This window comes from Streptomyces sp. NPDC027663 (assembly GCF_055566415.1).
The window spans coordinates 408,101-429,988 of record NZ_JBVHSK010000005.1 but is presented as its reverse complement, the minus strand read 5'-3'; the positions used below and the strand labels follow the sequence as shown (position 1 = coordinate 429,988).

Below are 21,888 nucleotides of genomic sequence, written 5' to 3'. Positions count from 1 at the left end.
ATCTCCGCGGATACTCGGAGGTGCAGGTCATTCCCGGTTCGGCAGAAAAAGCACCGGGACGGGCACCCACTCGCGGCATGTGATGAACGCCACACGCCTCGAACGGGCTCCGTGATGTTCTCGTGATTACCGCCGAGACCGGACGGGAAGTGCTTGCTGTGGTCGAGGCCGCAGCGCCTTCACGGCCCAGCCTTAGGGGGAGAATCCCATGCAGAGTGTCAATCGCCCTGGCCGATCCGCGTCCAAGCGGCAGCAGCCGGTCGTCGAGCCCCAGCCGGAGGGCGTCGAACCCGACGCCTTCGACGAGGAACTGGACGCTTACGACACGTTCGAGATGTACCGGGTGATCTGCCCGGACTGCGCGCAACCGATCGCGCTGCTCGCGGACGAGGAGGTTCTGCCGGAGCACGCGCTGTGCGCCTCGCCGTGGAACCCGTTCGGGCTCACGGTGTGTGCGGGCACGGGCCGTGCGGCGGCCGGGGCCCGCCCCGCGGACGAGTCCTTCGAGCCGCAGGAGCAGGACACGGCGCTGCTGCTGACGCTCCCCCAGGGTCTGGACTGGCGGACGCAGCCCTTCTCGCACGTCGGCGGCCCGGGCTCGCGCCCGATGCGCATGCCGGCGATGCGCCGCCAGGCCGCCTGAGCCGCCTCACTCCACCCAGTAGGTGCCCTGCACCATGGCGCGCAGGCTGTCGTGGTGCAGGATCAGCGTGTCCGGGTCCGCCGGGACGGCGACCTCCCCGAAGTACGCCTGCCGGTAGGCGATGCGCAGCATGACGATCGCGTGCCGCAGGGCGGCGTACAGGGTGTAGAAGTCCATGTCCCGCGGGGTGTGGCCGGTCAGCCGGGCATAGCGGGCCTCGACGCGGTCGCGGCGCAGGAGGCCGGGCAGTCCGCGCTGTCCGGAGCCGACGGTGAGGTCGTGGAAGAAGCGGTGCAGATAGACCGTCCAGCCGAGGTCCACCTCGCGCGGGGCGAGCGCCGCCATCTCCCAGTCCAGCACGGCGGCGGGCTCGAAGCCGTCGTAGACGACGTTGCCGATGCGCGCGTCGCCCCAGGTGAGGACTGCTTCGCCCGGCTCGCGCGGCCACAGCTGCGCCAGCCGGTCGAACGCGGCCTCGATGAGGGGCGACCGGGCGAGACCGTCGATCACCCAGGCGTAGTAGGCGCGTTGGGCCGCCACATGGCGGCGCAGCGCGTCGCCCTGCCCCGGCAGGACGAGGAACGCGGCCTGGGACAGCGGTACTTGGTCGTGCAGCCGGGCCAGCAGCCCGATGGTGGCTGCTTCCAGGTGTTCGCGCTCGGCGTCGCTCGCCGCGTGCAGCCAGCTGCCTTCGTAGGTGTAGGGCATCACGTCCGGGGGCACGCGCCCCGCCGCCCGTTCCATGACGAAGAACGGCGCGCCGAGCGGGCCCGGATCCTCCTCCAGCCAGAGCACCCGGGGCACGGGCACGTCCGTGTGCGCGGCCACCAGTTGCAGGGTGCGGTACTGGCGGGTCATGTCGTACTCGGGGAAGACCGTGTACGCCGCCGGGTCGGCCGCCAGCCGCAGCGCGCACGAGCGGACCGGCGGCCGGGGGTGGTCGATGTCGAACAGCAGGGTCTCACTGGACATGCCGTTCGAGGCCGGGACGGTGACCCCGGTCGCCCTGGCGCCGGCCAGCCGGGTACCGAGCCAGGCCGTCAGGCGCCGGGTCAGTTCCCCGGGGTCGCGGGTGGTGGTGCGGGGACGCGGTGCCGTGGCCATCTCGTCCTCCTTCAGGGCGCGACCGAGTCGAAACCGGTGAAGCCGCTCGGGTCGTGCCGGCCGAACGTGCCGTGTTCGAAGATCCCGTGGCCGGTGCGCCCGTCGAGCCGGAAGCGGGCGGAGTGGTCGGTGACGCCGTACGCCGCCAGGGGATGCGGCGCGGACAGGTCGTAGGTACGGCGGTCCACCCAGCCCCTGCCCTGCCAGGTCCCGTGCTGCCAGTCGTCGGCCGGCGGATAGCCCGCGCCGACGGCGAGCGGTGAGGAGGCGAGGATCTCCACCTCCAGCTCCTGCGGCTTGCGGGGATCACCGAGATGGATGACGGCTCGCTCGGGGTGCCGGGTGCCGGAGCGGTAGCCGATCTCGGTGTGCGGCCAGCCCAGTTGGCGGTCGCGGTGGCCTGGGCGGACCAGGGTGGCGTCGTTCAGGGACCGGTGGCCGTCGGCGTCCTCCTGCGTGATGACCATCAGGAAGCGGTCCTCGAAGGCGACCGGGCACCAGATCCAGTGGAAGCCCTCGGTGGGATGGTCGGCGGCGAGCCGCCCGCCGTCCTCGCCGGGCACCGGGCGCACGCCCCAGCTGCGGTCCCGGGTGCCGGTCCAGCCCTCGGCGCAGACGCGGAACTCGGTGCCGGCCGCCCGGATCACGCCCTCGGCCTGCCCGGCCTGGACGAAACGGCGGCCCTCCAGAGTGAGCCGGTCGCCCCGGCGCTGGAGGTGGTGCGGCTCCCACAGGGCCGGGAAGGCCGCGGTCCAGGTGAGGTCGTACGACAGCTCCTCGTCCGTGCCGACCAGGCGCAACTGCTGCAGCGGCCGTACCACCTCGATGCGCAGCGGGCCGACGGCGAGCCGCATCCGGTCCTCGCCGAGGGCGTCGGAGGCACGCACGGCGTGCAGGGTGTTCCCGGTGCGGAGGGTGGCGTAGGCGTCGATCACACCCAGGTTGGGGTAGACGCCGAGGCCGAGGATGAGCAGGGCGTGGCCCGCGTGGTCGAAGACGTGGAAGATGCAGCGGTCGTAGGCGTTGCGGTCACCGGTCGCCACGTGCTTCATGGAGAGCGGCACCTGGTGCACCGGGTACTCGTCGAGCGGTACGGGTCGGTCGTCGGCCACGGACACCCCCTGAACGATGGTCAGCTGACGGTACGTCAGCTGACCGGAGGTGGCCAGAGGGGGAACCGGACGGGCATGGACTGACGCTCGATTCCGCCGGGCGGTGACCTGTCCGGCCACCGCCGCGTTGCCCAGGCATGACCCCCATGTACTCGGCCACCGGGCGTCAGCGCCGCATCTTCGTTCCCCGGCCTGCAGAATCGCTTCCGCCGCCCACGCCGCAGGATCCGCCCATCTATCGCGACCTCATGCGCACCTGGGCCGACCGGGGCCGCACCCTCCCGGGACGTGACGACCCGGAGTGGGCCAGGCTGGCGGCCCCGACGGTCCTGAGGGGTCAGTTCAGCGACCCTCGGGTCCCGCCACGTGACGGGCGATGACCATCCGCTGGATCTGGTTCGTGCCCTCGACGATCTGCAGGACCTTGGCCTCGCGCATGTAGCGCTCGGCCGGGAAGTCGGCGGTGTAGCCGTACCCGCCCAGTATCTGCACGGCGTCCGTGGTCACCTTCATGGCCGTGTCGGTGCAGTGCAGCTTGGCCATGGCGGCCTGCTTGGCGAACGGCCGGCCCGCGTCGCGCAGCCGGGCCGCCGCGAGGTACAGCGCGCGGCCGGCCTCGATCTGGGTGGCCATGTCGGCGAGCATGAAGCGCAGGCCCTGGAAGTCGGCGATCGGACGGCCGAACTGGCGGCGCTGGCCGGCGTAGCCGACCGCCTCGTCCAGTGCTGCCTGGGCGAGGCCGATCGCGCAGGCCGCGATGCCGAGCCGGCCGGAGTCGAGGGCGGACAGGGCGATGGAGAAGCCCTGGCCCTCCTCGCCGATGCGCCGCTCGTCGGGGACCCGGACGCCGTCGAAGTGGACCTGCGCGGTGGGCGAGCCCTTCATGCCCATCTTCTTCTCCGGCGCCGCACCGCTCACGCCGGGCGCGTCACCGGGCACGAGGAAGGCGGTGATCCCGCGCGGGCCGTCCTCGCCGGTGCGGGCCATCACGGTGTAGAAGTCGGCGATGCCGCCGTGCGTGATCCAGGCCTTGGTGCCGTCGATCACCCAGTCGGCACCGTCCCGGACGGCCTTCGTACGCAGCGAGGCGGCGTCCGAACCGGAGGACGGCTCGGAGAGGCAGTACGCGCCGAGCAGACCGCCGCCCAGCATCGCGGGCAGGTGCTCGACCTGCTGCTGCTTGGTGCCGTAGGCGGCGAGCGCGTAGGACGAGAGCGTGTGGACGCTGACGCCGAGGCCGACGGTGAGCCGGGCCGCGGCCAGCTCCTCCAGGACCTGGAGGTAGACCTCGTAGGGCTGGTCGCCGCCGCCGTACTCCGCGGCGTACGGCAGGCCCAGCAGGCCGGACTCGGAGAGCAGGGTGAAGGTCTCGCGGGGGAAGCGTCCCGCGTCCTCCTCCTCCGCGGTCTTCGGCGCGATCTCGCGCCGGGCGATGTCCCGGACGAGGTCGAGCAGATCCCTCGCCTCTTCCGTGGGCAGTTGACGCTCCACCGGCTGCGGGTCGCGGTCGGACATGGCGTCGGGCTCCTCCCTGTTCGGGCACCGGCGGTCCGGCCCGTGGGTGGGGGCGGCTCCGCCTGATCGTGGTGCTTGGCCGAAGGCGCCCTCTTCCGGGTCTCGGAAGCTGCTGACCAGCGGCATGCGCTGTGAGTATGCCCGATCGGCGACCTCCCGTCACCAGTTAACGACCGCTTACTTGCATAGTCCAGTCACAACTTCGCCGCGGCCCGAAATTGGTCCGAACCATTGACCTAATGGTCTAGTCCTCCTACTGTGCATGACCAACGCTTTACCGCGTTCATGCCAATCGGCGCGCGTTCCCCTCTCCCCCACGAGGAGCCACCCGATGCACATTCCCCACCGTTCGCTCCTGAGGACAATCGTCTCGGCCGCGTGTACCGCCGCCCTCGGGGCGGGCCTGCTGGCGGGCACCGGCACGGCGACCGCGGCGGCGCCGAGCGCCCCGCAGCTCAAGGCCGGGTCCAAGGTCGTCGGCTACTTCACCGAATGGGGCACCTACGACCGCAAGTACTACGTCAAGAACGTCGAGACCTCGGGCTCCGCGGCCAGGCTGACCCACATCAACTACGCCTTCGGCAACGTCAGCGGCGGCAAGTGCGCCATGGGCGACTCCTACGCGGCCACCGACCGCGCCTACACCGCCGCCGAGTCCGTCGACGGCGTCGCCGACACCTGGGACCAGCCGCTGCGCGGCAATTTCAACCAGCTGCTGAAGCTGAAGAAGAAGCACCCCGGCCTGAAGATCCTGTGGTCCTTCGGCGGCTGGACCTGGTCCGGCGGCTTCGGCGAGGCCGGCAAGAACCCGGCCGCCTTCGCCCAGTCCTGCTACGACCTGGTGAAGAACTCCAAGTGGGCAGGTGTCTTCGACGGCATCGACATCGACTGGGAGTACCCCAACGCCTGCGGCAACACCTGCGACACCAGCGGCCGCGAAGCCTTCAAGAACCTGATGGCAGCCCTGCGGTCGAAGTTCGGCTCCGGCAGCCTGGTCACCGCGGCGATCACGGCCGACGCCACCAGCGGCGGCAAGATCGACGCGGCGAACTACGCGGGCGCGGCCCAGTACGTCGACTGGTACAACCCGATGACGTACGACTACTTCGGCGCCTGGGACGCGACCGGCCCGACCGCCCCGCACTCCGCGCTGAACTCCTACTCGGGCATCCCCAAGGCGAACTTCCACACCTCGGCGACCATCGCCAAGCTCAAGGGCCTCGGCATCCCGGCGTCCAAGCTGCTGCTCGGCATCGGCTTCTACGGGCGCGGCTGGACCGGCGTCACCCAGGCGACGCCCGGCGGCACCGCGACGGGCCCCGCGGCGGGCACGTACGAGCAGGGCATCGACGACTACAAGGTGCTCAAGACCAAGTGCCCGGTGACCGGCACGGTGGGCGGCACCGCGTACGCCAAGTGCGGGAACAACTGGTGGAGCTACGACACCCCCGCGACCATCGGCACGAAGATGACGTACAAGAACCAGCAGGGACTCGGCGGCACCTTCTTCTGGGAGCTGAGCGGCGACACCCCGGGCGGTGAGCTGATCAAGGCGATCAACTAGACCTCACCCGAGGGAGACCGGGAGCGGAGGACCACGAGCCTCCGCTCCCTCGCGTTCAGACGTGCCGGCGGGCGGGCGGCGGCGCCGGATGGGCGGGGTCCAGCTCCTCGATGGCGCGCAGGGCCCCGCCGAGCGTCTTCACCAGCAGCTCGCGCATGGTGTCGCGGGACAGCTCGGGGCGGTCGATCCAGTCCAGGGTGGCGCCCTCCACGCTGCACACCCAGGCGAGCAGGCCCATCCGGGCCAGCGGGGTGATGTCGCTGCGGCCGTAGGCCCCTTCGGCGATGGTGGCGATGATCGCCTCCCGTACGCCGTCCCGGATCGCGTGCACCTCGCTGTCGAAACCGACGCCGCCGCTGACGATGGTGCGGTAGGCCGCCTGGTGGTGTTCGGCGTAGCGCAGATAACCGTCGATGGTGCGGTGCACGCGGTCGACGGCGGGCAGCTGGAGGTTCCCGGCGGCGGAGTCGACCAGTTCGGCGACGGAGTCCTGGACGATCGCCAGGTAGTAGCCGCGCTTGGACCGGAAGTAGTAGTAGATCAGCCCCTTGGCGACCCCCGCCTGGCGGGCGATGTCGTCCATGGACAGCGCGTCGTAGGACGTGTCCGCGAACAACGTGCGCCCGATGGCGATGAGTTCGGCGCGGCGCGCGACGGAACGCTCGGTGCCGCGCACCTGGGTGGCGGCACGCTGCTGCGGCATGTTCAAGGTCGACCCTGGTCTAGGCGCGGCGGGACATCCGCAGTATGTCAGAACAAGCCGCACATGTGAGCGATCGCTTCGGACGTGTGTGCGCGGTCCGTTCAGAGCAGGCCGAGCTGGGTCACGAGCATCGCGAACACCGCGACGAGGACCCAGCCCATGACGTGCTCGACGATCTTCGGGCCGTCTTCCTGGGGGCCGCCGGTGACGGCGCGGGTGGCGGTGGCCGGATGTGCGGTCATGATGTTACTCGCAGAGGTCGGACGTATACGGCGGAATCCCCCCATCCATCCGTCCACCATGCCACCCGCGCCGGCGTTTGCGGCGATGAGCTTGGTCACAGGCCTCAGTGCACGCCCACCGCGGCGAGCGCCTTGCGCTGGCGCGGGGTCGGGTGGGCGGGGAAGTAGAGGTAGCAGACCCCTCCCGTGCCGGAGACGACCTTGCCGGAGGCGTTGTACCGCTTGGTCCTCAGCCAGATGTTCTCGAACTCCCGGCGAAGGTAGACCCGCCGCACCGCCGCGTCGTCGGCCGACGCCGGGTCGTTCGCGATCACGTCACCGTCCGCGGTGAACCCGATCACGGTCATCAGATGCCCGGAAGTGCCGTACCCGGCGCCGGTCAGCTCGGTCTTCAGGAAGGACTGGGACGTTATGGCCGGGATGCCGGCCGCGATCAGCGTCTCCAGATCGGTGAGCGAGGCGAGCCGGGTGACCACGCCCTGCAGCCCCTCGAAGGTGGCCGCGTAGGCGGCGTTGAAGGGCCAGTTGCCGCAGCCCTGGTACTGGTGGTCGTAGGTGAAGCGGGCCGCGTGGTCGACCTGCGGATCGGCGTAGGACGGGTCGACCCAGGACAGCTGCTCGGCGGTGAGCCGGCCGCCCCAGTACTCGACGATCATCTGCGAGGAGGTGGGACTGCACCAGGCCTCACCGCCGTTGTCGTACTCGGGGTACTGGCCCTTGTGGATCTCCTGCGAGTAGCGCGGGACGGCCAGTTCCTGGGCGAGGCCGGGGGTGGAGGCCGGGACGGTGAAGCGGTCGGGGATGTCGGAGCCCATCGCGCCGAGCCGCCACACGGTCGGGGTGAGACGGGTGCCGGGCCGGCGGTGGAGGGTGAGGCGCAGCCGGTACGCCGTCAGGCGCAGGCCGGTGCTCGCGTCGTCGATGGCGAACGTGTCCGTCCAGATGGTGCTCTTGCCGTCGCTCTGGTCGTCCACCGAGGTCCGCTTGATGTCCTGGTCGCCGGCCGCCCAGCGGCCCATCACGTACCAGGGTGTGCCGGTGCCGTCGGAGTACGTGCCCTCCAGCTCGACCTGGATCCAGGTGCCGTCGGGGGTGTGCGCGTTCCAGGAGGCGACGACCTCGGTCGCGGGCACGGTGAGCCGGTGGACCGGGGAGGTCCAGGTGGCGTACTCCCAGGTGGCGGTGGTGCCGGTGTGCGGGTCGGTGTAGTCGGTACGGCCGGCGGGGGCGCCGATCACGACACCTGGGCGCGGGCCGGAGACGGCCCGGGTGCCCTGCGCGGTCCCGCAGCGCCACTCACGGTACGTGGTCCAGGCGTGGTACTCGATCGGGCGGGCCTGCGCCTGGCCGGGGGCGGTGGTGCCGGCGGTCCCCGGGGCCGCGGTGGCTGCGGGGGCCGCCGCGCCGGTCACCGCGGCGGCGACGGCGACGGCGAGGACGGTTCTGCGGGACGGCTGTTCGGCTCTGCTCATGGGCGCGTTGACCCCCAGGTGTCCGAGTCGGGCTGGTCCGGTGCGCCAACTATGGAGCAGGCCGGACCCCCCTGCCAGCACTTCGACGCATGCCGCGGAACGAATATTGGTCTGGTCCTGTGGAGGGTCCGGCAAGCTGTGCGTGGGCAGCGTCTGCCGGGGGCGCCGGGCACTGCGCGAGCAGCCCCCCGCCCCGGGTGCGACGCGCAACCGCCCGGGCCGGACCCCGCCCGGTCAGACCAGATCCATCGCGGCGACCTCGTCCGGGCGGCCGTAGCTGACCGGGCCCTGGAACCGGCGGCGCGCCGTGGCGAACCACCACACCGTGGCGATCAGCAGCACGACGGCGAGCGCGATCGGTGCGTAGTTGAACGAGTCCACGGTGATCGGCGAAGCCTGCGGCAGCATGAACAGGAGGCTGCTCAGCAGGATCCACACCACCGCGAGCCACCCGATCGGCCTGCCCCAGCGGCCCAGGTGCCAGGGGCCGGGCTGGAACTCGTCGCCGAGCCGCAGCCGCAGGAAGATCGGCACGGCGTAGGCGAGGAACAGCCCGACCACATTGACGCTGACGATGGCGGTGAACGCCGTGTGCGACCACCAGCCCGGCACCACCAGGGCCAGCGAGCAGGCGACCGCGAGCCACACCGCCTTCACCGGCGTGCGGGTGCGCAGGGAGACCGAGTGCCACCAGCGGGATCCGGGCATGGCCCCGTCCCGCGAGAAGGCGAAGATCTGCCGGGTGTTGCTGGTGAGGTTGGCGAGACCGCAGAAGAGCATCGCGCCGATGACGATGAGCAGCATGACCTTGGCGGTGCGCAGACCGAGTCCGTCGATCAGGATCTGGACGGGCGGGGCGGCTGCACCGGCCACCTTCCCGTAGTCACCAATGCTGTAGACCAATGCAAGCATCAGGATCAGACCGGTGATCGCCGAATAGCCGATGGCCCGGGTGATCCCCTTGGGCGCGCTGACCGTCGCACGGACCGTTTCCTCGGACATGTGGAAGCTGCCGTCGAAGCCGGTGAAGGTCCAGCTGGTGACCAGCAGGCCGAGCAGGCCGCCGTAAAGTCCGCTCGTGAAGCCGGTGTTGTTCTCGAAATGCGTGACGAAGGACGCCGACTGATGATGGTCGGGCATCACTATGAGTGCGCCCACGATCACGACGAGTCCGATCAGCAGCCACCACACGGAAATACGGTTCAGTACGGCGACGAGCTGGACGGTGTAGGTGTTGGCGAGCCCCTGCAGCACGATGACGAGCGCCGTGATCAGCACGGTCTGGTGCGCGGTCGGCTGGTAGGAGGGCCACTGCAGCTGCACGAAGACCTGGATGAAGGTGGCGGCCGCGTAGCCGGTGGCGGCCGTGCCGCCGATCTGTCCCACGAAGTTCAGCCAGCCCGTGAACCACGACCAGGCGCCTTTGTGCCGCTTGGCGAGTTTACCGGCGGAGAAATAGAGGGCGCCGCTCGTCGGATAGGCGGAGGCGACTTCCGCCATGGCCGCGCCGATGAGCAGCACCATGACGGAGACACCGATCCAGCCGAACACGAGAATGCGCGGGCCGCCCGCACTCATGCCGAAACCGAAGGACGAGAAAATACCCGAAAGGATATTGATGATGGTGAAGGAGATCGCGAAATTGTCGAACGCCTGGAAGCGCCGGGTGAGTTTCCGCGGATAACCCATCGCGTGCAGGGTGGCGTCGTCGTCGAGCACGACGGAGTCCGCCGCGCGCGCTCGCGCCCGGGGAGTCGACATCCGTTCCGACACAGATCGGCCTTTCTCTCGATGGGAAAAGGGGGACGAGCGGGTCAGGCGGGCGCCGGGACGGGCAGGCCGCACGCACGCCGGGCCCGGGAGAGCTGCTCGGCGGGATCCCCGAAGGCGCTCCAGGGCATGCGCGAGGCGTACGGGCCCATCGCCGTGAACACCGCCCGGGCCTCGAACTCGCGCTGGGCCATGACCAGCGCATGCGCGAGGTAGGCCAGGTCGAGCACCGGGGTGAAGCGATAACCGGCCACCGCGGGCAGCCAGTTCTGGTAGATCGCGAGTGCGGTCGAACGCCACTGGGGCTGCTCCCACACCTGTTCGGCGAGGAGCTGGGTCGGGTTGTAGCTCTCCACCAGGGCCACGAGGGGCAGCAGCCGGAGGGCGGAGTCGGCGGGCGCCCGCTGGCTGAGGAAGGCGGCCACGTCCCAGGCCGCGTTGACCGAGCCGCCGTACCGCGTGAAGAAGAAGGACAGGAAGCGGTGGTGGGCCTCGCGGTGCCAGGGGTCGAGGGACAGGATGTGCGCGAACAGCCGCCAGGGGCCCGGCGGCGCGGTGAGCAGACCGTGGGGTGCCGGGTCACGCAGCCGGTGCAGCCGGGCCATGGCGAGCCTGGCGACCCAGGGGGTGGGGTCGGCGGGAGCGGACTCGGCGGCCCGGTCGCAGGCGGTCAGCGCGATCCGCTCCAGCGCCTCGGCACGGTCGTCGCGCGCGTCGGCGGCCCGCAGCGCGCGCTGCACCGCGACCCGCGCCCACATCAGCTCCGCCTCCGGCGTCGGCTCCTCGTCCAGCCAGCGTTCGACCAGATCGGTGCCGGCCGCCTCGGAGGCGAGGACCAGTGAGCGGTGGGCACGCAGGGCGAAGTCGGAACGGGTCTCGGCGAGCGCCTCGCAGGCATACCGATAACGCCCGGCGCGCACATCGACGCATACGCTCGCCAGGACGCGGTCGTCGGCCGCCGGATGCCATACATAGTGCCCTTCGAATAACTCCGCGACCATGTCCCCCTGCCGTCCCCGTTCGACGCATCACGTTGCGCAAGAGGCACCTTACTCAGCGTCGGCCACACCCGGAACGCCGAATTCGACATATCGGTCAGGGAATTCGGAGCGTTTATGCGGGTCATTGACTGGCTGCCAGCCGATGGTTCAATGTGCGACGTTTTTCCGCCCGCAGGCTCCTGCCGGTCCGGTCACCAGGGGCCGCTACTAGACTGTTCCGCGGAAATCAGCCCACATCGCATCACACCTCGGGAATCGCCATTCACGACCTAGCCGCCCGGCTGCGCGGGCTCTCCCCCTCCCTGGGACCGGTCCGGCTGATCGGTGTCGACGGACATGCCGGCTCCGGCAAGTCCACCTTCGCCGGGCGGCTGGCCCAGGCGCTCGGCGGCGCGCCGGTGCTCCATCTCGACGACATCGCCAGTCACGAGCAGCTCTTCGCCTGGACCGGGCGGCTCGTGGCACAGGTGATCGAACCCCTCGCCCGGGGGGAGAGCGCGCATTACACCCCCTACGACTGGCAGGCCCGCACCTTCGGCCCCCCACGCCCGCTGCCGCCCGCGCCCGTGGTCGTGATCGAGGGCGTCGGCGCCGGCCGCCGGGCCCTGCGACCGCATCTCGCCCGGCTGCTGTGGATGGAGCTGCCCGCGCAGGAGTCGTGGGCGCGCGGCCGGATGCGCGACGGGACGGCACAACGGGAGTTCTGGGACGGCTGGATCGCGGCGGAGCGCGCGCACTTCGCCGCGGACGCCTCGCGCCCCCATGCCGATCTGCTGGTGCTCCAGCGACCGGAGGGGTACGAGGTGCTGCCGGGACCCGGCGCGGCTTCCACGGCGGACCAGAACGTGACCCTGAGTGATGAAAGTTCGGCGAAGTGATGAAGCCGTGAAGAGCCCTGTGAGGCAACTTCTCCGAGTGCCTCAACTCTGCTTGACCCGGGGGCCGTACAGGACTTACGTTCTGAATGTGCGGCTTTCGTAGCCGCCCACCGACGCGAAGCCCCCGGTTGTTCCCCCGTGACCGGGGGCTTCGTCCTGTCCGAAGTCCCTTCCCCGGCCGCCCCGCGCACCGATCCGCTCACCCTCGGTCACGAAGCCGCGTGCGCCCCGTCTGCTCCCACCTCGTCGAACGCCCGGTGCGGCACCCTTCGGCCCGCGGTCGTACCGCAGGTACGATGCCCTCGGTGCGACCTTCGAGCCTGCCTCGCGCACCTGCAACTCCGGTCCGTGGCACAGCTGTTCGGCCGCGGCAGGCCACCGGGCGACTGCCCGGTGGTGAACCACGGGGGCACGGTCTGTGGGGGGACGTGATGGACTTCGGCACGCAGGGCCCCGAGGCCCCGGCCGACCTCGCCTGGCTGCGGGGTGTGGACGCCTACACGATGGGCGCCTATCCGCAGGCCGAGGAGGAGTTCCGGACCGCGGTACGCATGGACCCGGGCATGGCGGACGCCTGGCTCGGGCTGCACGCGCTGCGGGTCGACACGACGACCGCGCTGCTGCGGATGTTCCGGCACCGCGAGCGCTTCGGGGAACAACGCACCCGGCACCGCCGGTCCCTCAACTCCTGGTACTGGCTGGGCTGGTGGGTGCAGCCGGTGCTGGAGAGCCCACGCGATCTGCTGCTGGCACACGCCTCGCACTGGCTGGACGGCCGGCACGTGCCCGAGCTGGACCGCGCCCTCGCGGGACTGCCCCCGGTCGACACCGACGCCCAGGTCCGCTTTCTGCACGCGTGCCGCGCCTACCTCGTCAAGGACTGGGAGCAGCTCGTCAGGCACACCGATCCGCTGCTGGGCGATCCCATGCTCGGCATCGAGGCCGGACTGTTCGGCGGCATGGCCCGGGTGCGGCTGGAGATGTACGGCCAGGCCGAGCCGCTGCTGTCGGCGGCACTGATGCGGTGCCGCAGCGAGCAGCCGCAGCGCAAGGAGCTGCGGTACTGGCTGGCGCGGGCCCACGAGGGCACCGGCCGCAGCGCCGCCGCGCTCCCCTTGTACCGGGCGGTGCACCGGGTCGACCCCGCCTTCATGGACACCTCCGCCCGGCTCGCCGCGATCGCCGAGGGCGACGGGTACGACGATGCGGCCGACCTCGCCGCGATCACACTGTCCGGCGCGGGGCAGGACACGGTGGACGGGCAGGACGCGTTCGATCCGCTGTTCGGCACGGAGGGCCGGGATCTGCGGCTGCCGGAGCCCGATCTGCCGACCGGGCCGCTGCCGTCGGTGACCGACCCCTCGGTACGGACGAAGACCGGGGTGTCCGGGATGCCCGGGGTCTCCGCCTCGCCGGTCCCGACCGGGCCGACCGATCCCGCGTTACTCGAGGAGGCGCTCGCCGAGTTGGAGCGCATGGTGGGACTCGAACCGGTGAAGCGCCAGGTCAAGGCGTTGTCGGCGCAGTTGAACATGGCCCGGCTGCGGGCCGGGCAGGGGCTGCCGGTGCAGCCGCCCAAACGGCACTTCGTCTTCTCCGGGCCGTCCGGGACCGGCAAGACCACGGTCGCCCGCATCCTGGGCCGGGTGTTCTACGCGCTCGGCCTGCTCGGCGGCGACCACCTCGTGGAGGCCCAGCGGGCCGACCTGGTCGGCGAGTACCTCGGGCAGACCGCCGTGAAGGCCAACGAGCTGATCGACTCCGCGATCGGCGGAGTGCTGTTCGTGGACGAGGCGTACTCGCTGTCCAACACCGGGTACGGCAAGGGGGACGCCTACGGCGACGAAGCGCTCCAGGTACTGCTGAAGCGGGCCGAGGACAACCGGGACCACCTCGTGGTGATCCTGGCCGGCTATCCGGAGGGCATGGACCGCCTGCTGGCCGCCAACCCCGGCCTCTCCTCCCGCTTCACGTCCCGCGTGGACTTCCCCTCCTACCGGCCGCCCGAGCTGACCGAGATCGGCAAGGTGCTCGCCGCCGAGAACCGGGATCTGTGGGACGACGAGGCGCTGGAGGAGCTGCGCTCCATCGCCGGGCACGTGGTCGAGCAGGGATGGATCGACGAGCTGGGCAACGGGCGGTTCCTGCGCACGCTGTACGAGAAGAGCTGCGCGTACCGGGACCTGCGGTTGTCGACGTACGCGGGCGCCCTGTCCAGGAACGACCTGGCGACGCTACGGCTGCCGGACCTGATGCAGGCGTACGGAGAGGTGCTGTCAGGGCGAGGACCGCAGGATCCGCCGGCGATGTAGCTGCGGTGGCCTGCCGCCGGTGCCCCCGGCTGAGTGAGCGCCCCGGAGGAGGGCGGGGAACTGCGCGACCGGCCCTCACGGGCCGCGGTCGCGCAGCTACCGCGCTCCTCGAAGACCGGCAGGGCGTTCTCCCAGCCCTCGGGAAGCTCGCCCTTGCTCACGTCACCCGAGCTATGTGGCGAGCACCCCCTCCGGCTCCCCGCTCACCCTCGGTTCCATCAGCTTCACGTCGGGCGTCTCCCGGTGCGCCGGATCCCGTACCTCGCCCACCAGAAGCTCCAGTACGTCCTCCAGGGCGACCAGACCGAGCACCTTGCCGGTGGCGTCGGCCACCTGGGCCAGATGCGTGGCCGCCCGGCGCATCACGGTGAGCGCGTCGTCGAGGGGCAGCTCGGCGCGGAGGGTCGTCATCGGGCGCCAGACGTGCTGGGGCACAGCCCGGTCGGAGTCCTCCAGGTCGAGGACGTCCTTGACATGGACGTACCCCATGAAAGAGCCCTTCTCGGTCGCCGCGACCGGGAAGCGGGAGTACCCGGTGCGGGCCGTGAGCTCGACGATCCGGCCCGGAGTGACCGCCGGGGTCACCGTGACCAGCGACTCCCGGGGCAGCAGGACGTCCGTCACCGGGCGGGAGCCCAGTTCCAGGGCGTCCTCCAGCCGCTCCTGCTCCTCCGGGTCGAGGAGGCCCGCCTGGCCGGAGTCCTCCAGGAGCCGGTTGAGCTGCTCGGTGGTGACGACCGCCTCCACCTCGTCCTTCGGCTCGACCCGGAACAGCCGCAGGATGCCCCGGGCGCAGGCGCCGAGGGCCACCGTGATGGGCTTGCACAGGCGGGCGAAGTACACCAGGCCGGGGCTGAGCCAGAGCGCCGCCTTCTCGGGCGCCGCCATGGCGAGGTTCTTGGGCACCATCTCGCCGATGACCAGGTGGAAGAAGACCACGGCGGCCAGGGCGATGACGTAGCCGAGCGGGTGGATCATGCCGTGCGGCAGGTGGATCCATTCGAACAGCGGCTCCAGCAGGTGCGCCACCGTCGGCTCGGCGACCGCGCCCAGCGTCAGGGAGCAGACGGTGATCCCGAACTGGGCGGCGGCCATCATCTGGGGCAACCGCTCCAGGCCGTACAGCACCTGGCGGGCCCGGGCGGTACCGAGCGGCTCGATCTGGCTGCGGCGCACGGAGACGAGCGCGAACTCGGCGCCGACGAAGAAGCCGTTGGCGAGCACGAGCAGCGCGGCGAAGACGAGTTGGAGGACGCTCATCGGGCGGCCTCCATCACGTTGGCCGCCGGGACCGTCCTGACCAGGCGGACCCGTTCGGCCCGGTAGTGGCCGACCTGGCGGACGGAGAGCCGCCAGCCGGGAAGTTCGGCCTTGTCGCCGGGGGCCGGGATCCGTCCCAGCAGGTCGGCGACCAGGCCGGCGACGGTCTCGTACGGCCCCTCGGGCACGTCGAGGCCTATGCGCAGCAGGATGTCGACGCGGCAGCTGCCTGCCGCGTCCCACGCAGGCCGGCCGTCCTCCGGCGGGGCGGGGGCCAGCTCGGGGACGTCCTTGGCGTCGTGCTCGTCACGGACCTCGCCGACGAGTTCCTCGACGATGTCCTCCAGGGTGACCACGCCGGCCGTGCCGCCGTACTCGTCGACGACGACGGCGATGGGCTGCTCGCTGCGCAGCCGCGCGAGCAGGGGCTGGACCGGCAGCGTCTCGGGGACGAGGAGTGCCTTGCGGGCGATCCGGCTCACCGGGGTGCGCAGCCGGTCGTGCACGGGCACGGCCAGCGCGTCCTTGAGGTGGGCCATGCCGACGATCTCGTCGATCTTCTCCCGGTAGACGGGGAAGCGGGACAGGCCGGTGGCACGGGTGAGGTTGACGACGTCCTCGGCGGTGGCCGAGTCCTGCAGCGCGCTGACCTTCACCCGGGGCGTCATGACGTGCTGCGCGGTCAGCTCGCCCAGGGACAGGGTGCGCACGAACAGGTCGGCCGTGTCCTGCTCCAGGGCGCCGGCCCGGGCGGAGTGGCGAGCCAAGGACACCAGTTCGCCCGGCGTGCGGGCGGAGGCCAGCTCCTCTGCGGGTTCGACGCCCAGGGCGCGCACGAGCCGGTTGGCGACCGTGTTCAGCGCGGAGATCACGGGGCGGAACAGACGGGCGAAGCGGTGCTGCGGGCCGGCGACGAAGCGCGCGACCTGCAGCGGCCGGGACACCGCCCAGTTCTTGGGTACGAGTTCGCCGATCACCATCTGGATCGCGGAGGCCAGCAGCATGCCGACGACCACGGCGACCCCGGAGACGGCGCCCTCGGGAATCCCGAGCGCGGCGAACGGGCCGTGCAGCAGCCCGGCCAGGGCCGGTTCGGCGAGCATGCCGACGACCAGGGAGGTGATGGTGATGCCGAGCTGGGTGCCGGAGAGCTGGAAGGACAGTTCCTTCAGCGACTCGACGACCGTACGGGCACGCTTGTCGCCGTCGGCGGCGGCCTTCTCGGCATCCGGACGTTCGACCGTCACGAGACCGAACTCGGCCGCCACGAAGAAGCCATTGGCGAGAATCAGCAGAAACGCCGCTCCGAGGAGCAGCAGAGGGGTGGTCACGCTGCCACCGCCTTCCCGTTATGTCGGGTCGGGGCGGCGCAGGTACTACAGGACGATCCGTCCATCGCCGGAGGGAGTCACTCCTCGGGTAGCAGGAACCCCTGGGCACCGGGCGGAGCGCAGGGGCGGAGGCACAGGGAGACGGCCTCCGCCCACCAGATTAATCAAGACTGGGGCTCGTGCGGCAGGGCGGAGGAGCCCGAGTGGGCTTCGGCGAGGGCGCGGAGCGCCCCGGCGTCGGCGATGGCGCGCTGCTTGGCGATGCCCGGCTGGATGCCGAGCGCGGGCAGGCTGGTGCCGTCACTGAGGTCGAGGAACACCCACGGGTCACCCGGCCGGAGGTTCACCCGGAGGATCTCCGCCCAGGCCAGGCGCCGTTTGCGGGTGATGTTGACCACGGTGACACCGGACTCGTCGGCGACCACCTTGACCCGGGCCAGCTGGGCCAGGAACCAGAAGCAGAGCGCTCCGGTGAGGACGAAGGTGATCCGGTCCCCCGGACCGAGCTGCTCCAGCAGCATCGCGACACCGGAGATCACCCCGAAGATCACTACACCGGCGGTGAGCAGGATCACCCGGGTGCGGCCCGGCCGGAAGGTGACGGGGAGGCCGGGAAGAGAGGTCGGGTCGGTCATCGGTCGACGCACCCCCTACAGGCGGCAGGCGTGGATGGCCGTGGTCAGGATGGCCCGGGCGCCGATGGCGAACAGGTCGTCCATGATCCGCTGCGCCTCCTTGGCGGGGACCATGGCGCGGACGGCGACCCAGCCCTCGTTGTGCAGCGGGGAGACGGTCGGGGACTCCAGGCCGGGGGTGAGCGCCACGGCCTTCTCCAGCTGCTCGACCCGGCAGTCGTAGTCCATCATCACGTACGTCCGGGCGACGAGGACGCCCTGCAGGCGGCGCAGGAACTGCTGGACCTTGGGGTCCTCGGCGTCGGCGCCGGTGCGGCGGACGACGATCGCCTCGGACTTCATGATCGGCTCGCCGAAGACCTCCAGTCCGGCGTTGCGCAGGCTGGTGCCGGTCTCCACCACGTCGGCGATGACCTCGGCCACACCCAGCTCGATGGCGGTCTCGACCGCGCCGTCCAGGTGGACGACGGAGGCGTCGACGCCGCTGTCGGCCAGGTGCCCCGCGACGATGCCCTCGTAGGAGGTGGCGACCGTGCGGCCCTTGAGGTCCTGGATGCCGTCCGCCGTGCCGGGCTTGGCGGCGAAGCGGAAGGTGGAGCGGGCGAAGCCGAGCGGCAGGATCTCCTCGGCCCCGGCGCCGGAGTCGATCAGCAGGTCACGGCCGGTGATGCCCACGTCGAGGCGGCCGGAGGCGACGTAGATCGCGATGTCGCGGGGGCGGAGGTAGAAGAACTCGACCTCGTTCTCCGGGTCGACGATGCGCAGCTCTTTGGACTCGCGGCGCTGCTGGTAGCCGGCCTCATGCAGCATCTCCGCCGCAGGGCCGGACAGTGAACCCTTGTTGGGGACGGCGATGCGCAGCATGAGGTCGGCTTCCTTTGCGTGAAGGGGTATCTACGGCTTCTTGCAGCGGGCGGTTCACAGGTGGGCGTAGACGTCGTCCAGCGAGATCCCGCGGGCGACCATCATCACCTGGACGTGGTACAGCAGCTGCGAGATCTCCTCGGCGGCCGCCTCCTTGCCCTCGTACTCGGCGGCCATCCAGACCTCGGCGGCCTCCTCGACGACCTTCTTGCCGATGGCATGGACGCCCTTGCCGACCAGCTCAGCGGTGCGGGAAGTGGCGGGATCGCCCTGGGCGGCCTTCTGCTGGAGCTCGGCGAAGAGCTCCTCGAACGTCTTCTTGGACATGGTGCGCCCCACCCTACGCGGTGCGGGCGACTCCCTAGTGCCAGGGTTCAGATACTGAGCGGAGCGTGGCCGCGGTCGCGACCGCGGCGGTCACCGCCTCATGGCCCTTGTCCTCGTTGGAGCCCTCCAGGCCGGCCCGGTCCAGGGCCTGCTCCTCGGTGTCACAGGTGAGCACGCCGAAGCCCACCGGAACGCCGGTCTCGATGGAGACCTGCGTGAGGCCCTGGGTGACGCCTTGGCACACGTAGTCGAAGTGGGGGGTGCCGCCCCGGATGACGACGCCGAGCGCGACGACGGCGTCGTAGCCGCGGCCCGCGAGGACCTTGGCGGCGACCGGCAGCTCGAAGCTGCCGGGGACCCGGATCAGGGTCGGCTCGTCGATGCCCAGGTCGTGCAGGGCGCGCAGGGCGCCGTTCACCAGACCGTCCATCACCTTCTCGTGCCACTGCGCCGCGATGACGGCGACCCGCAGATCGCTCGCGTTGCGTACGGACAGTTCGGGTGCACCCTTGCCGCTCACGTCTCTCCTCAGTGCTTTCTCTTACTGGTTGCCGCAGGTGGCCGCGGACGCGGCCGGGGAGGCCGGCACGGCCGGCGTGTCGAGCCAGGGCAGGTCGTGCCCCATCCGGTCCCGCTTGGTGCGCAGGTAGCGGAGGTTGTGCTCGCCGGCCTGGACGGGCATCGGCTCGCGGCCGGTGACCTTCAGTCCGTGGCGCAGCAGCGCGTCGGTCTTGTCGGGGTTGTTGGTCATCAGCCGGACGCTGCGCACGCCGAGGTCGGCGAGGATCTGCGCGCCGGCGCCGTAGTCGCGGGCGTCGGCGGGCAGGCCCAGTTCGAGGTTGGCGTCCAGGGTGTCGTGGCCCTGCTCCTGCAGTTCGTAGGCGCGCAGCTTGGACAGCAGGCCGATCCCGCGTCCCTCGTGTCCGCGCAGGTAGACGACGACGCCCCGGCCCTCGCTCTGGATGCGCTCCAGGGCGGTGTCGAGCTGGGGACCGCAGTCGCAGCGCAGGGAGCCGAAGACATCGCCGGTGAGGCACTCGGAGTGCACCCGGACCAGGACGTCCTCACCGGTGCCGAGGTCACCGTGGACGAGGGCGACGTGTTCGACGCCGTCGACGGTGGACCGGTAGCCGTACGCCCGGAAGGTGCCGTGCCGGGTGGGCAGACGGGTCTGCGCCTCGCGGCGGACGGTGGGCTCGCTGCTGCGGCGGTAGGCGATCAGGTCCTCGATGGAGATGATCGTCAGGCCGTGCTTGCGGGCGAACGGGATCAGCTCGGGCAGGCGGAGCATGCGGCCGTCCTCGCCGGCGATCTCCACGATGGCGCCGGCCGGGCGCAGGCCCGCGAGTCGGGCGAGGTCGACGGCTGCCTCGGTGTGGCCGTTGCGGACCAGGACGCCGCCGGTCCGGGCGCGCAGCGGGAAGATGTGGCCGGGGCGGACGAGGTCGGTGGGCTCGGCGGTGCCGCTCGCCAGCAGCCGGAGCGTGGCGGAGCGGTCGGCGGCCGAGATGCCGGTGGTCACGCCGTGGGCGGCGGAGGCGTCCACCGAGACCGTGAACGCGGTCTTCATCGACTCGGTGTTGTCCTCGACCATCTGGGGCAGCCGCAGCCGGTCGAGTTCCTCGCCCTCCATGGGGGCGCAGATCAGGCCGCGGCACTCGCTCATCATGAACGCGACGATCTCGGGGGTCGCCTTTTCGGCGGCGATGACGAGGTCGCCCTCGTTCTCCCGGTCCTCGTCGTCGACGACCACGACCGGGCGGCCGGCCGCGATGTCGGCGATGGCCTGCTCGACGGGGTCGAGTCCGAAGTTCTCGATGGTGTCCGTGTCGTACAGGATCGGTGCCGAGGTCATGCCGGCGCTCCTTCCAGGACGGGCTGCGGGCTCCGGCGGGAGCGCAGCCACCAGTCGCGCATGCCCCACAGGACGAGTGCGCCGTAGATGACGTAGACGAAACCGGAGAAGGCGTAGCCGTTGGCGAAGTTGAGGGGTACGCCGACGAGGTCGACGAGCAGCCAGGCGAACCAGAACTCGACCATGCCCTTGGCCTGGGCGTACATGGCGACGATGGTGCCGACGAAGATGTAGGCGTCCGGCCAGGGGTCCCAGGACAGGCTGGGGTAGGCCTTGAAGAGCAGGGCCACCGCGACGGTGCCGGCGGCTGCCGCGCCGAGCATCGCCGCGCGCTCGCGCCAGGTGGCGAACCGGGGGGCGATGTGGCCGTCCTCGGACCCGTCCCTGTTGCGCTGCCACTGCCACCAGCCGTACAGGGCGACGGCCATGACGACGGCCTGCTTTCCGGCGCTGCCGGTCAGGTGACCGTAGAAGGCGGCGAAGAGGACGAGACCGGACAGGAACTGCACGGGCCAGGTCCACAGGGAGCGGCGCCAGCCGAGGGCGAGGGTGATGAGGCCCAGGATGTTGCCGGCCATGTCCGACCAGATGATGTGCTGGCCGAGGAGGGTGAACGCCTCGGAGTTCATCCAGTTCACCGGTCGGCCCCCTGCCCGGCCGCGAGCAGCCGCTCCACGTACTTGGCGATGACGTCCACCTCGAGGTTGACCGGGTCGCCGGGCTGCTTCACGCCGAGCGTGGTCAGGGCGAGGGTGGTCGGGATGAGGCTGACGGTGAAGTAGTCCGGGCCGGCCTCCACGACCGTGAGGCTGATGCCGTCGACGGTGATGGAGCCCTTCTCCACGACGTAGCGCGCGAGATCGGCCGGGAGCGAGATCCTGACGATCTCCCAGTTCTCGGAGGGCGTGCGCGCCAGCACCTCGCCGGTGCCGTCCACGTGCCCCTGCACGATGTGTCCGCCGAGGCGGGCACCGACGGCGGTGGGGCGTTCGAGGTTCACGCGGGAGCCGACGGTGAGCGCGCCCAGGCTGGAGCGCTTCAGGGTCTCTGCCATGACGTCGGCGGTGAACTCGTCACCCTCGTGCTCGACGACGGTGAGACAGACCCCGTTCACGGCGATGGAGTCGCCGTGCTGCGCGCCCTCGGTCACGACGGGGCCGCGGAGCCGGAAGCGGGAGGCGTCGTCGAGGGTCTCGACGGCGGTGACCTCACCAAGCTCTTCGACGATTCCGGTGAACACTTCCCGGGTCCTCCTGCCTCTTCGGGCACGGACTCCGGGGCCTGTCGATGACGACAGAAT

Annotated in this window: 21 protein-coding genes; 4 read left to right on the top strand and 17 right to left on the bottom strand. The window is 70.9% G+C overall.

Features of this window, described 5'->3' with window-relative positions; genetic code table 11:
• Positions 1-208 precede the first annotated feature (208 nt).
• Positions 209-643 carry a hypothetical protein gene (locus ACZ4SF_RS17480; protein WP_468384685.1) on the top strand — a complete coding sequence of 145 codons (435 nt, stop codon included), beginning with the start codon at positions 209-211 and terminating at the stop codon, positions 641-643.
• A 6-nt stretch (positions 644-649) separates the two neighbouring features.
• On the opposite strand, the gene ACZ4SF_RS17475 is transcribed toward ACZ4SF_RS17480, so the two are convergent.
• The 3 genes from ACZ4SF_RS17475 to ACZ4SF_RS17465 form a co-directional block, all read right to left on the bottom strand.
• Positions 650-1,747, bottom strand: coding sequence for a phosphotransferase family protein (locus ACZ4SF_RS17475; protein ID WP_468384682.1), 1,098 nt, complete (start codon positions 1,745-1,747; stop codon positions 650-652).
• 11 nt (positions 1,748-1,758) lie between these two features.
• Positions 1,759-2,859, bottom strand: a complete 1,101-nt coding sequence (locus ACZ4SF_RS17470) for an Rv3169 family protein (RefSeq protein ID WP_468384679.1) — start codon at positions 2,857-2,859, stop codon at positions 1,759-1,761.
• 342 nt (positions 2,860-3,201) lie between these two features.
• Entirely contained in the window at positions 3,202-4,374 is a 1,173-nt protein-coding gene (locus ACZ4SF_RS17465) for an acyl-CoA dehydrogenase family protein (protein WP_468384676.1), read from the bottom strand.
• Between the two features lie 331 nt (positions 4,375-4,705).
• Here ACZ4SF_RS17465 and ACZ4SF_RS17460 point away from each other — a divergent pair, with 331 nt between their 5' ends.
• Positions 4,706-5,938: a glycoside hydrolase family 18 protein gene (locus ACZ4SF_RS17460; RefSeq protein ID WP_468384671.1), complete on the top strand. Its 1,233-nt coding sequence runs from the start codon at positions 4,706-4,708 to the stop codon at positions 5,936-5,938.
• 55 nt (positions 5,939-5,993) lie between these two features.
• Here ACZ4SF_RS17460 and ACZ4SF_RS17455 read toward each other — a convergent pair whose 3' ends face one another.
• From ACZ4SF_RS17455 to ACZ4SF_RS17435, 5 genes are all read right to left on the bottom strand, one after another.
• Positions 5,994-6,641 carry a TetR/AcrR family transcriptional regulator gene (locus ACZ4SF_RS17455; RefSeq protein WP_468384668.1) on the bottom strand — a complete coding sequence of 216 codons (648 nt, stop codon included), beginning with the start codon at positions 6,639-6,641 and terminating at the stop codon, positions 5,994-5,996.
• A 101-nt stretch (positions 6,642-6,742) separates the two neighbouring features.
• The gene (locus tag ACZ4SF_RS17450; RefSeq protein WP_356124600.1) at positions 6,743-6,883 is read right to left on the bottom strand and encodes an SCO1431 family membrane protein; all 141 of its coding nucleotides are present in this window, start codon (positions 6,881-6,883) and stop codon (positions 6,743-6,745) included.
• A gap of 104 nt (positions 6,884-6,987) precedes the next feature.
• The gene (locus tag ACZ4SF_RS17445) at positions 6,988-8,355 is read right to left on the bottom strand and encodes a peptidase C39 family protein (RefSeq protein WP_468384665.1); all 1,368 of its coding nucleotides are present in this window, start codon (positions 8,353-8,355) and stop codon (positions 6,988-6,990) included.
• 234 nt (positions 8,356-8,589) lie between these two features.
• Positions 8,590-10,116, bottom strand: coding sequence for an amino acid permease (locus ACZ4SF_RS17440; RefSeq protein ID WP_468384663.1), 1,527 nt, complete (start codon positions 10,114-10,116; stop codon positions 8,590-8,592).
• A 53-nt stretch (positions 10,117-10,169) separates the two neighbouring features.
• Entirely contained in the window at positions 10,170-11,126 is a 957-nt protein-coding gene (locus tag ACZ4SF_RS17435; RefSeq protein WP_468384660.1) for a hypothetical protein, read from the bottom strand.
• A 212-nt stretch (positions 11,127-11,338) separates the two neighbouring features.
• On the opposite strand from ACZ4SF_RS17435, the gene ACZ4SF_RS17430 reads away from it, so the two are divergent.
• Both ACZ4SF_RS17430 and ACZ4SF_RS17425 read left to right on the top strand, forming a co-directional pair.
• Positions 11,339-12,004, top strand: a complete 666-nt coding sequence (locus tag ACZ4SF_RS17430; RefSeq protein WP_468384872.1) for a uridine kinase family protein — start codon at positions 11,339-11,341, stop codon at positions 12,002-12,004.
• Positions 12,005-12,435: 431 nt separating this feature from the next.
• On the top strand, positions 12,436-14,316 hold the full coding sequence (locus tag ACZ4SF_RS17425; RefSeq protein ID WP_468384658.1) for an AAA family ATPase: 1,881 nt from the start codon (positions 12,436-12,438) through the stop codon (positions 14,314-14,316).
• A 171-nt stretch (positions 14,317-14,487) separates the two neighbouring features.
• Here ACZ4SF_RS17425 and ACZ4SF_RS17420 read toward each other — a convergent pair whose 3' ends face one another.
• The 9 genes from ACZ4SF_RS17420 to ACZ4SF_RS17380 form a co-directional block, all read right to left on the bottom strand.
• Entirely contained in the window at positions 14,488-15,576 is a 1,089-nt protein-coding gene (locus ACZ4SF_RS17420) for a hemolysin family protein (RefSeq protein ID WP_468384656.1), read from the bottom strand.
• Positions 15,573-16,907 carry a hemolysin family protein gene (locus ACZ4SF_RS17415; RefSeq protein ID WP_468384653.1) on the bottom strand — a complete coding sequence of 445 codons (1,335 nt, stop codon included), beginning with the start codon at positions 16,905-16,907 and terminating at the stop codon, positions 15,573-15,575. The genes ACZ4SF_RS17420 and ACZ4SF_RS17415 overlap by 4 nt, the downstream gene beginning before the upstream one ends.
• Positions 16,908-17,071: 164 nt before the next feature.
• Positions 17,072-17,542, bottom strand: a complete 471-nt coding sequence (locus ACZ4SF_RS17410; RefSeq protein WP_468384651.1) for a PH domain-containing protein — start codon at positions 17,540-17,542, stop codon at positions 17,072-17,074.
• A gap of 15 nt (positions 17,543-17,557) precedes the next feature.
• Positions 17,558-18,406, bottom strand: coding sequence for an ATP phosphoribosyltransferase (hisG, locus tag ACZ4SF_RS17405; protein ID WP_468384648.1), 849 nt, complete (start codon positions 18,404-18,406; stop codon positions 17,558-17,560).
• A gap of 54 nt (positions 18,407-18,460) precedes the next feature.
• Positions 18,461-18,733, bottom strand: coding sequence for a phosphoribosyl-ATP diphosphatase (locus tag ACZ4SF_RS17400; protein WP_137305876.1), 273 nt, complete (start codon positions 18,731-18,733; stop codon positions 18,461-18,463).
• A gap of 34 nt (positions 18,734-18,767) precedes the next feature.
• Positions 18,768-19,253, bottom strand: a complete 486-nt coding sequence (gene ribH / locus ACZ4SF_RS17395) for a 6,7-dimethyl-8-ribityllumazine synthase (protein ID WP_351028309.1) — start codon at positions 19,251-19,253, stop codon at positions 18,768-18,770.
• A gap of 21 nt (positions 19,254-19,274) precedes the next feature.
• Positions 19,275-20,588 (bottom strand): bifunctional 3,4-dihydroxy-2-butanone-4-phosphate synthase/GTP cyclohydrolase II, encoded by a 1,314-nt coding sequence (locus ACZ4SF_RS17390; protein ID WP_468384645.1) that lies wholly within the window; start codon positions 20,586-20,588, stop codon positions 19,275-19,277.
• The gene (locus ACZ4SF_RS17385) at positions 20,585-21,226 is read right to left on the bottom strand and encodes a nicotinamide mononucleotide transporter family protein (protein ID WP_468384642.1); all 642 of its coding nucleotides are present in this window, start codon (positions 21,224-21,226) and stop codon (positions 20,585-20,587) included. The genes ACZ4SF_RS17390 and ACZ4SF_RS17385 overlap by 4 nt, the downstream gene beginning before the upstream one ends.
• Entirely contained in the window at positions 21,223-21,828 is a 606-nt protein-coding gene (locus tag ACZ4SF_RS17380) for a riboflavin synthase (protein WP_468384639.1), read from the bottom strand. Before ACZ4SF_RS17380 ends, ACZ4SF_RS17385 begins: the two co-directional genes overlap by 4 nt.
• Positions 21,829-21,888: the final 60 nt, after the last annotated feature.

What these genes read in the sequence shown, in the direction of transcription:
- ACZ4SF_RS17480 (WP_468384685.1), top strand. Translation starts at nt 209, where the DNA reads ATGCAGAGTGTCAATCGCCCTGGCCGATCCGCGTCCAAGCGGCAGCAG.
- ACZ4SF_RS17475 (WP_468384682.1), bottom strand. Translation starts at nt 1,747, where the DNA reads ATGGCCACGGCACCGCGTCCCCGCACCACCACCCGCGACCCCGGGGAA.
- ACZ4SF_RS17465 (WP_468384676.1), bottom strand. Translation starts at nt 4,374, where the DNA reads ATGTCCGACCGCGACCCGCAGCCGGTGGAGCGTCAACTGCCCACGGAA.
- ACZ4SF_RS17460 (WP_468384671.1), top strand. Translation starts at nt 4,706, where the DNA reads ATGCACATTCCCCACCGTTCGCTCCTGAGGACAATCGTCTCGGCCGCG.
- ACZ4SF_RS17455 (WP_468384668.1), bottom strand. Translation starts at nt 6,641, where the DNA reads ATGCCGCAGCAGCGTGCCGCCACCCAGGTGCGCGGCACCGAGCGTTCC.
- ACZ4SF_RS17450 (WP_356124600.1), bottom strand. Translation starts at nt 6,883, where the DNA reads ATGACCGCACATCCGGCCACCGCCACCCGCGCCGTCACCGGCGGCCCC.
- ACZ4SF_RS17445 (WP_468384665.1), bottom strand. Translation starts at nt 8,355, where the DNA reads ATGAGCAGAGCCGAACAGCCGTCCCGCAGAACCGTCCTCGCCGTCGCC.
- ACZ4SF_RS17440 (WP_468384663.1), bottom strand. Translation starts at nt 10,116, where the DNA reads ATGTCGACTCCCCGGGCGCGAGCGCGCGCGGCGGACTCCGTCGTGCTC.
- ACZ4SF_RS17435 (WP_468384660.1), bottom strand. Translation starts at nt 11,126, where the DNA reads ATGGTCGCGGAGTTATTCGAAGGGCACTATGTATGGCATCCGGCGGCC.
- ACZ4SF_RS17425 (WP_468384658.1), top strand. Translation starts at nt 12,436, where the DNA reads ATGGACTTCGGCACGCAGGGCCCCGAGGCCCCGGCCGACCTCGCCTGG.
- ACZ4SF_RS17420 (WP_468384656.1), bottom strand. Translation starts at nt 15,576, where the DNA reads ATGAGCGTCCTCCAACTCGTCTTCGCCGCGCTGCTCGTGCTCGCCAAC.
- ACZ4SF_RS17410 (WP_468384651.1), bottom strand. Translation starts at nt 17,542, where the DNA reads ATGACCGACCCGACCTCTCTTCCCGGCCTCCCCGTCACCTTCCGGCCG.
- hisG (WP_468384648.1), bottom strand. Translation starts at nt 18,406, where the DNA reads ATGCTGCGCATCGCCGTCCCCAACAAGGGTTCACTGTCCGGCCCTGCG.
- ACZ4SF_RS17400 (WP_137305876.1), bottom strand. Translation starts at nt 18,733, where the DNA reads ATGTCCAAGAAGACGTTCGAGGAGCTCTTCGCCGAGCTCCAGCAGAAG.
- ACZ4SF_RS17390 (WP_468384645.1), bottom strand. Translation starts at nt 20,588, where the DNA reads ATGACCTCGGCACCGATCCTGTACGACACGGACACCATCGAGAACTTC.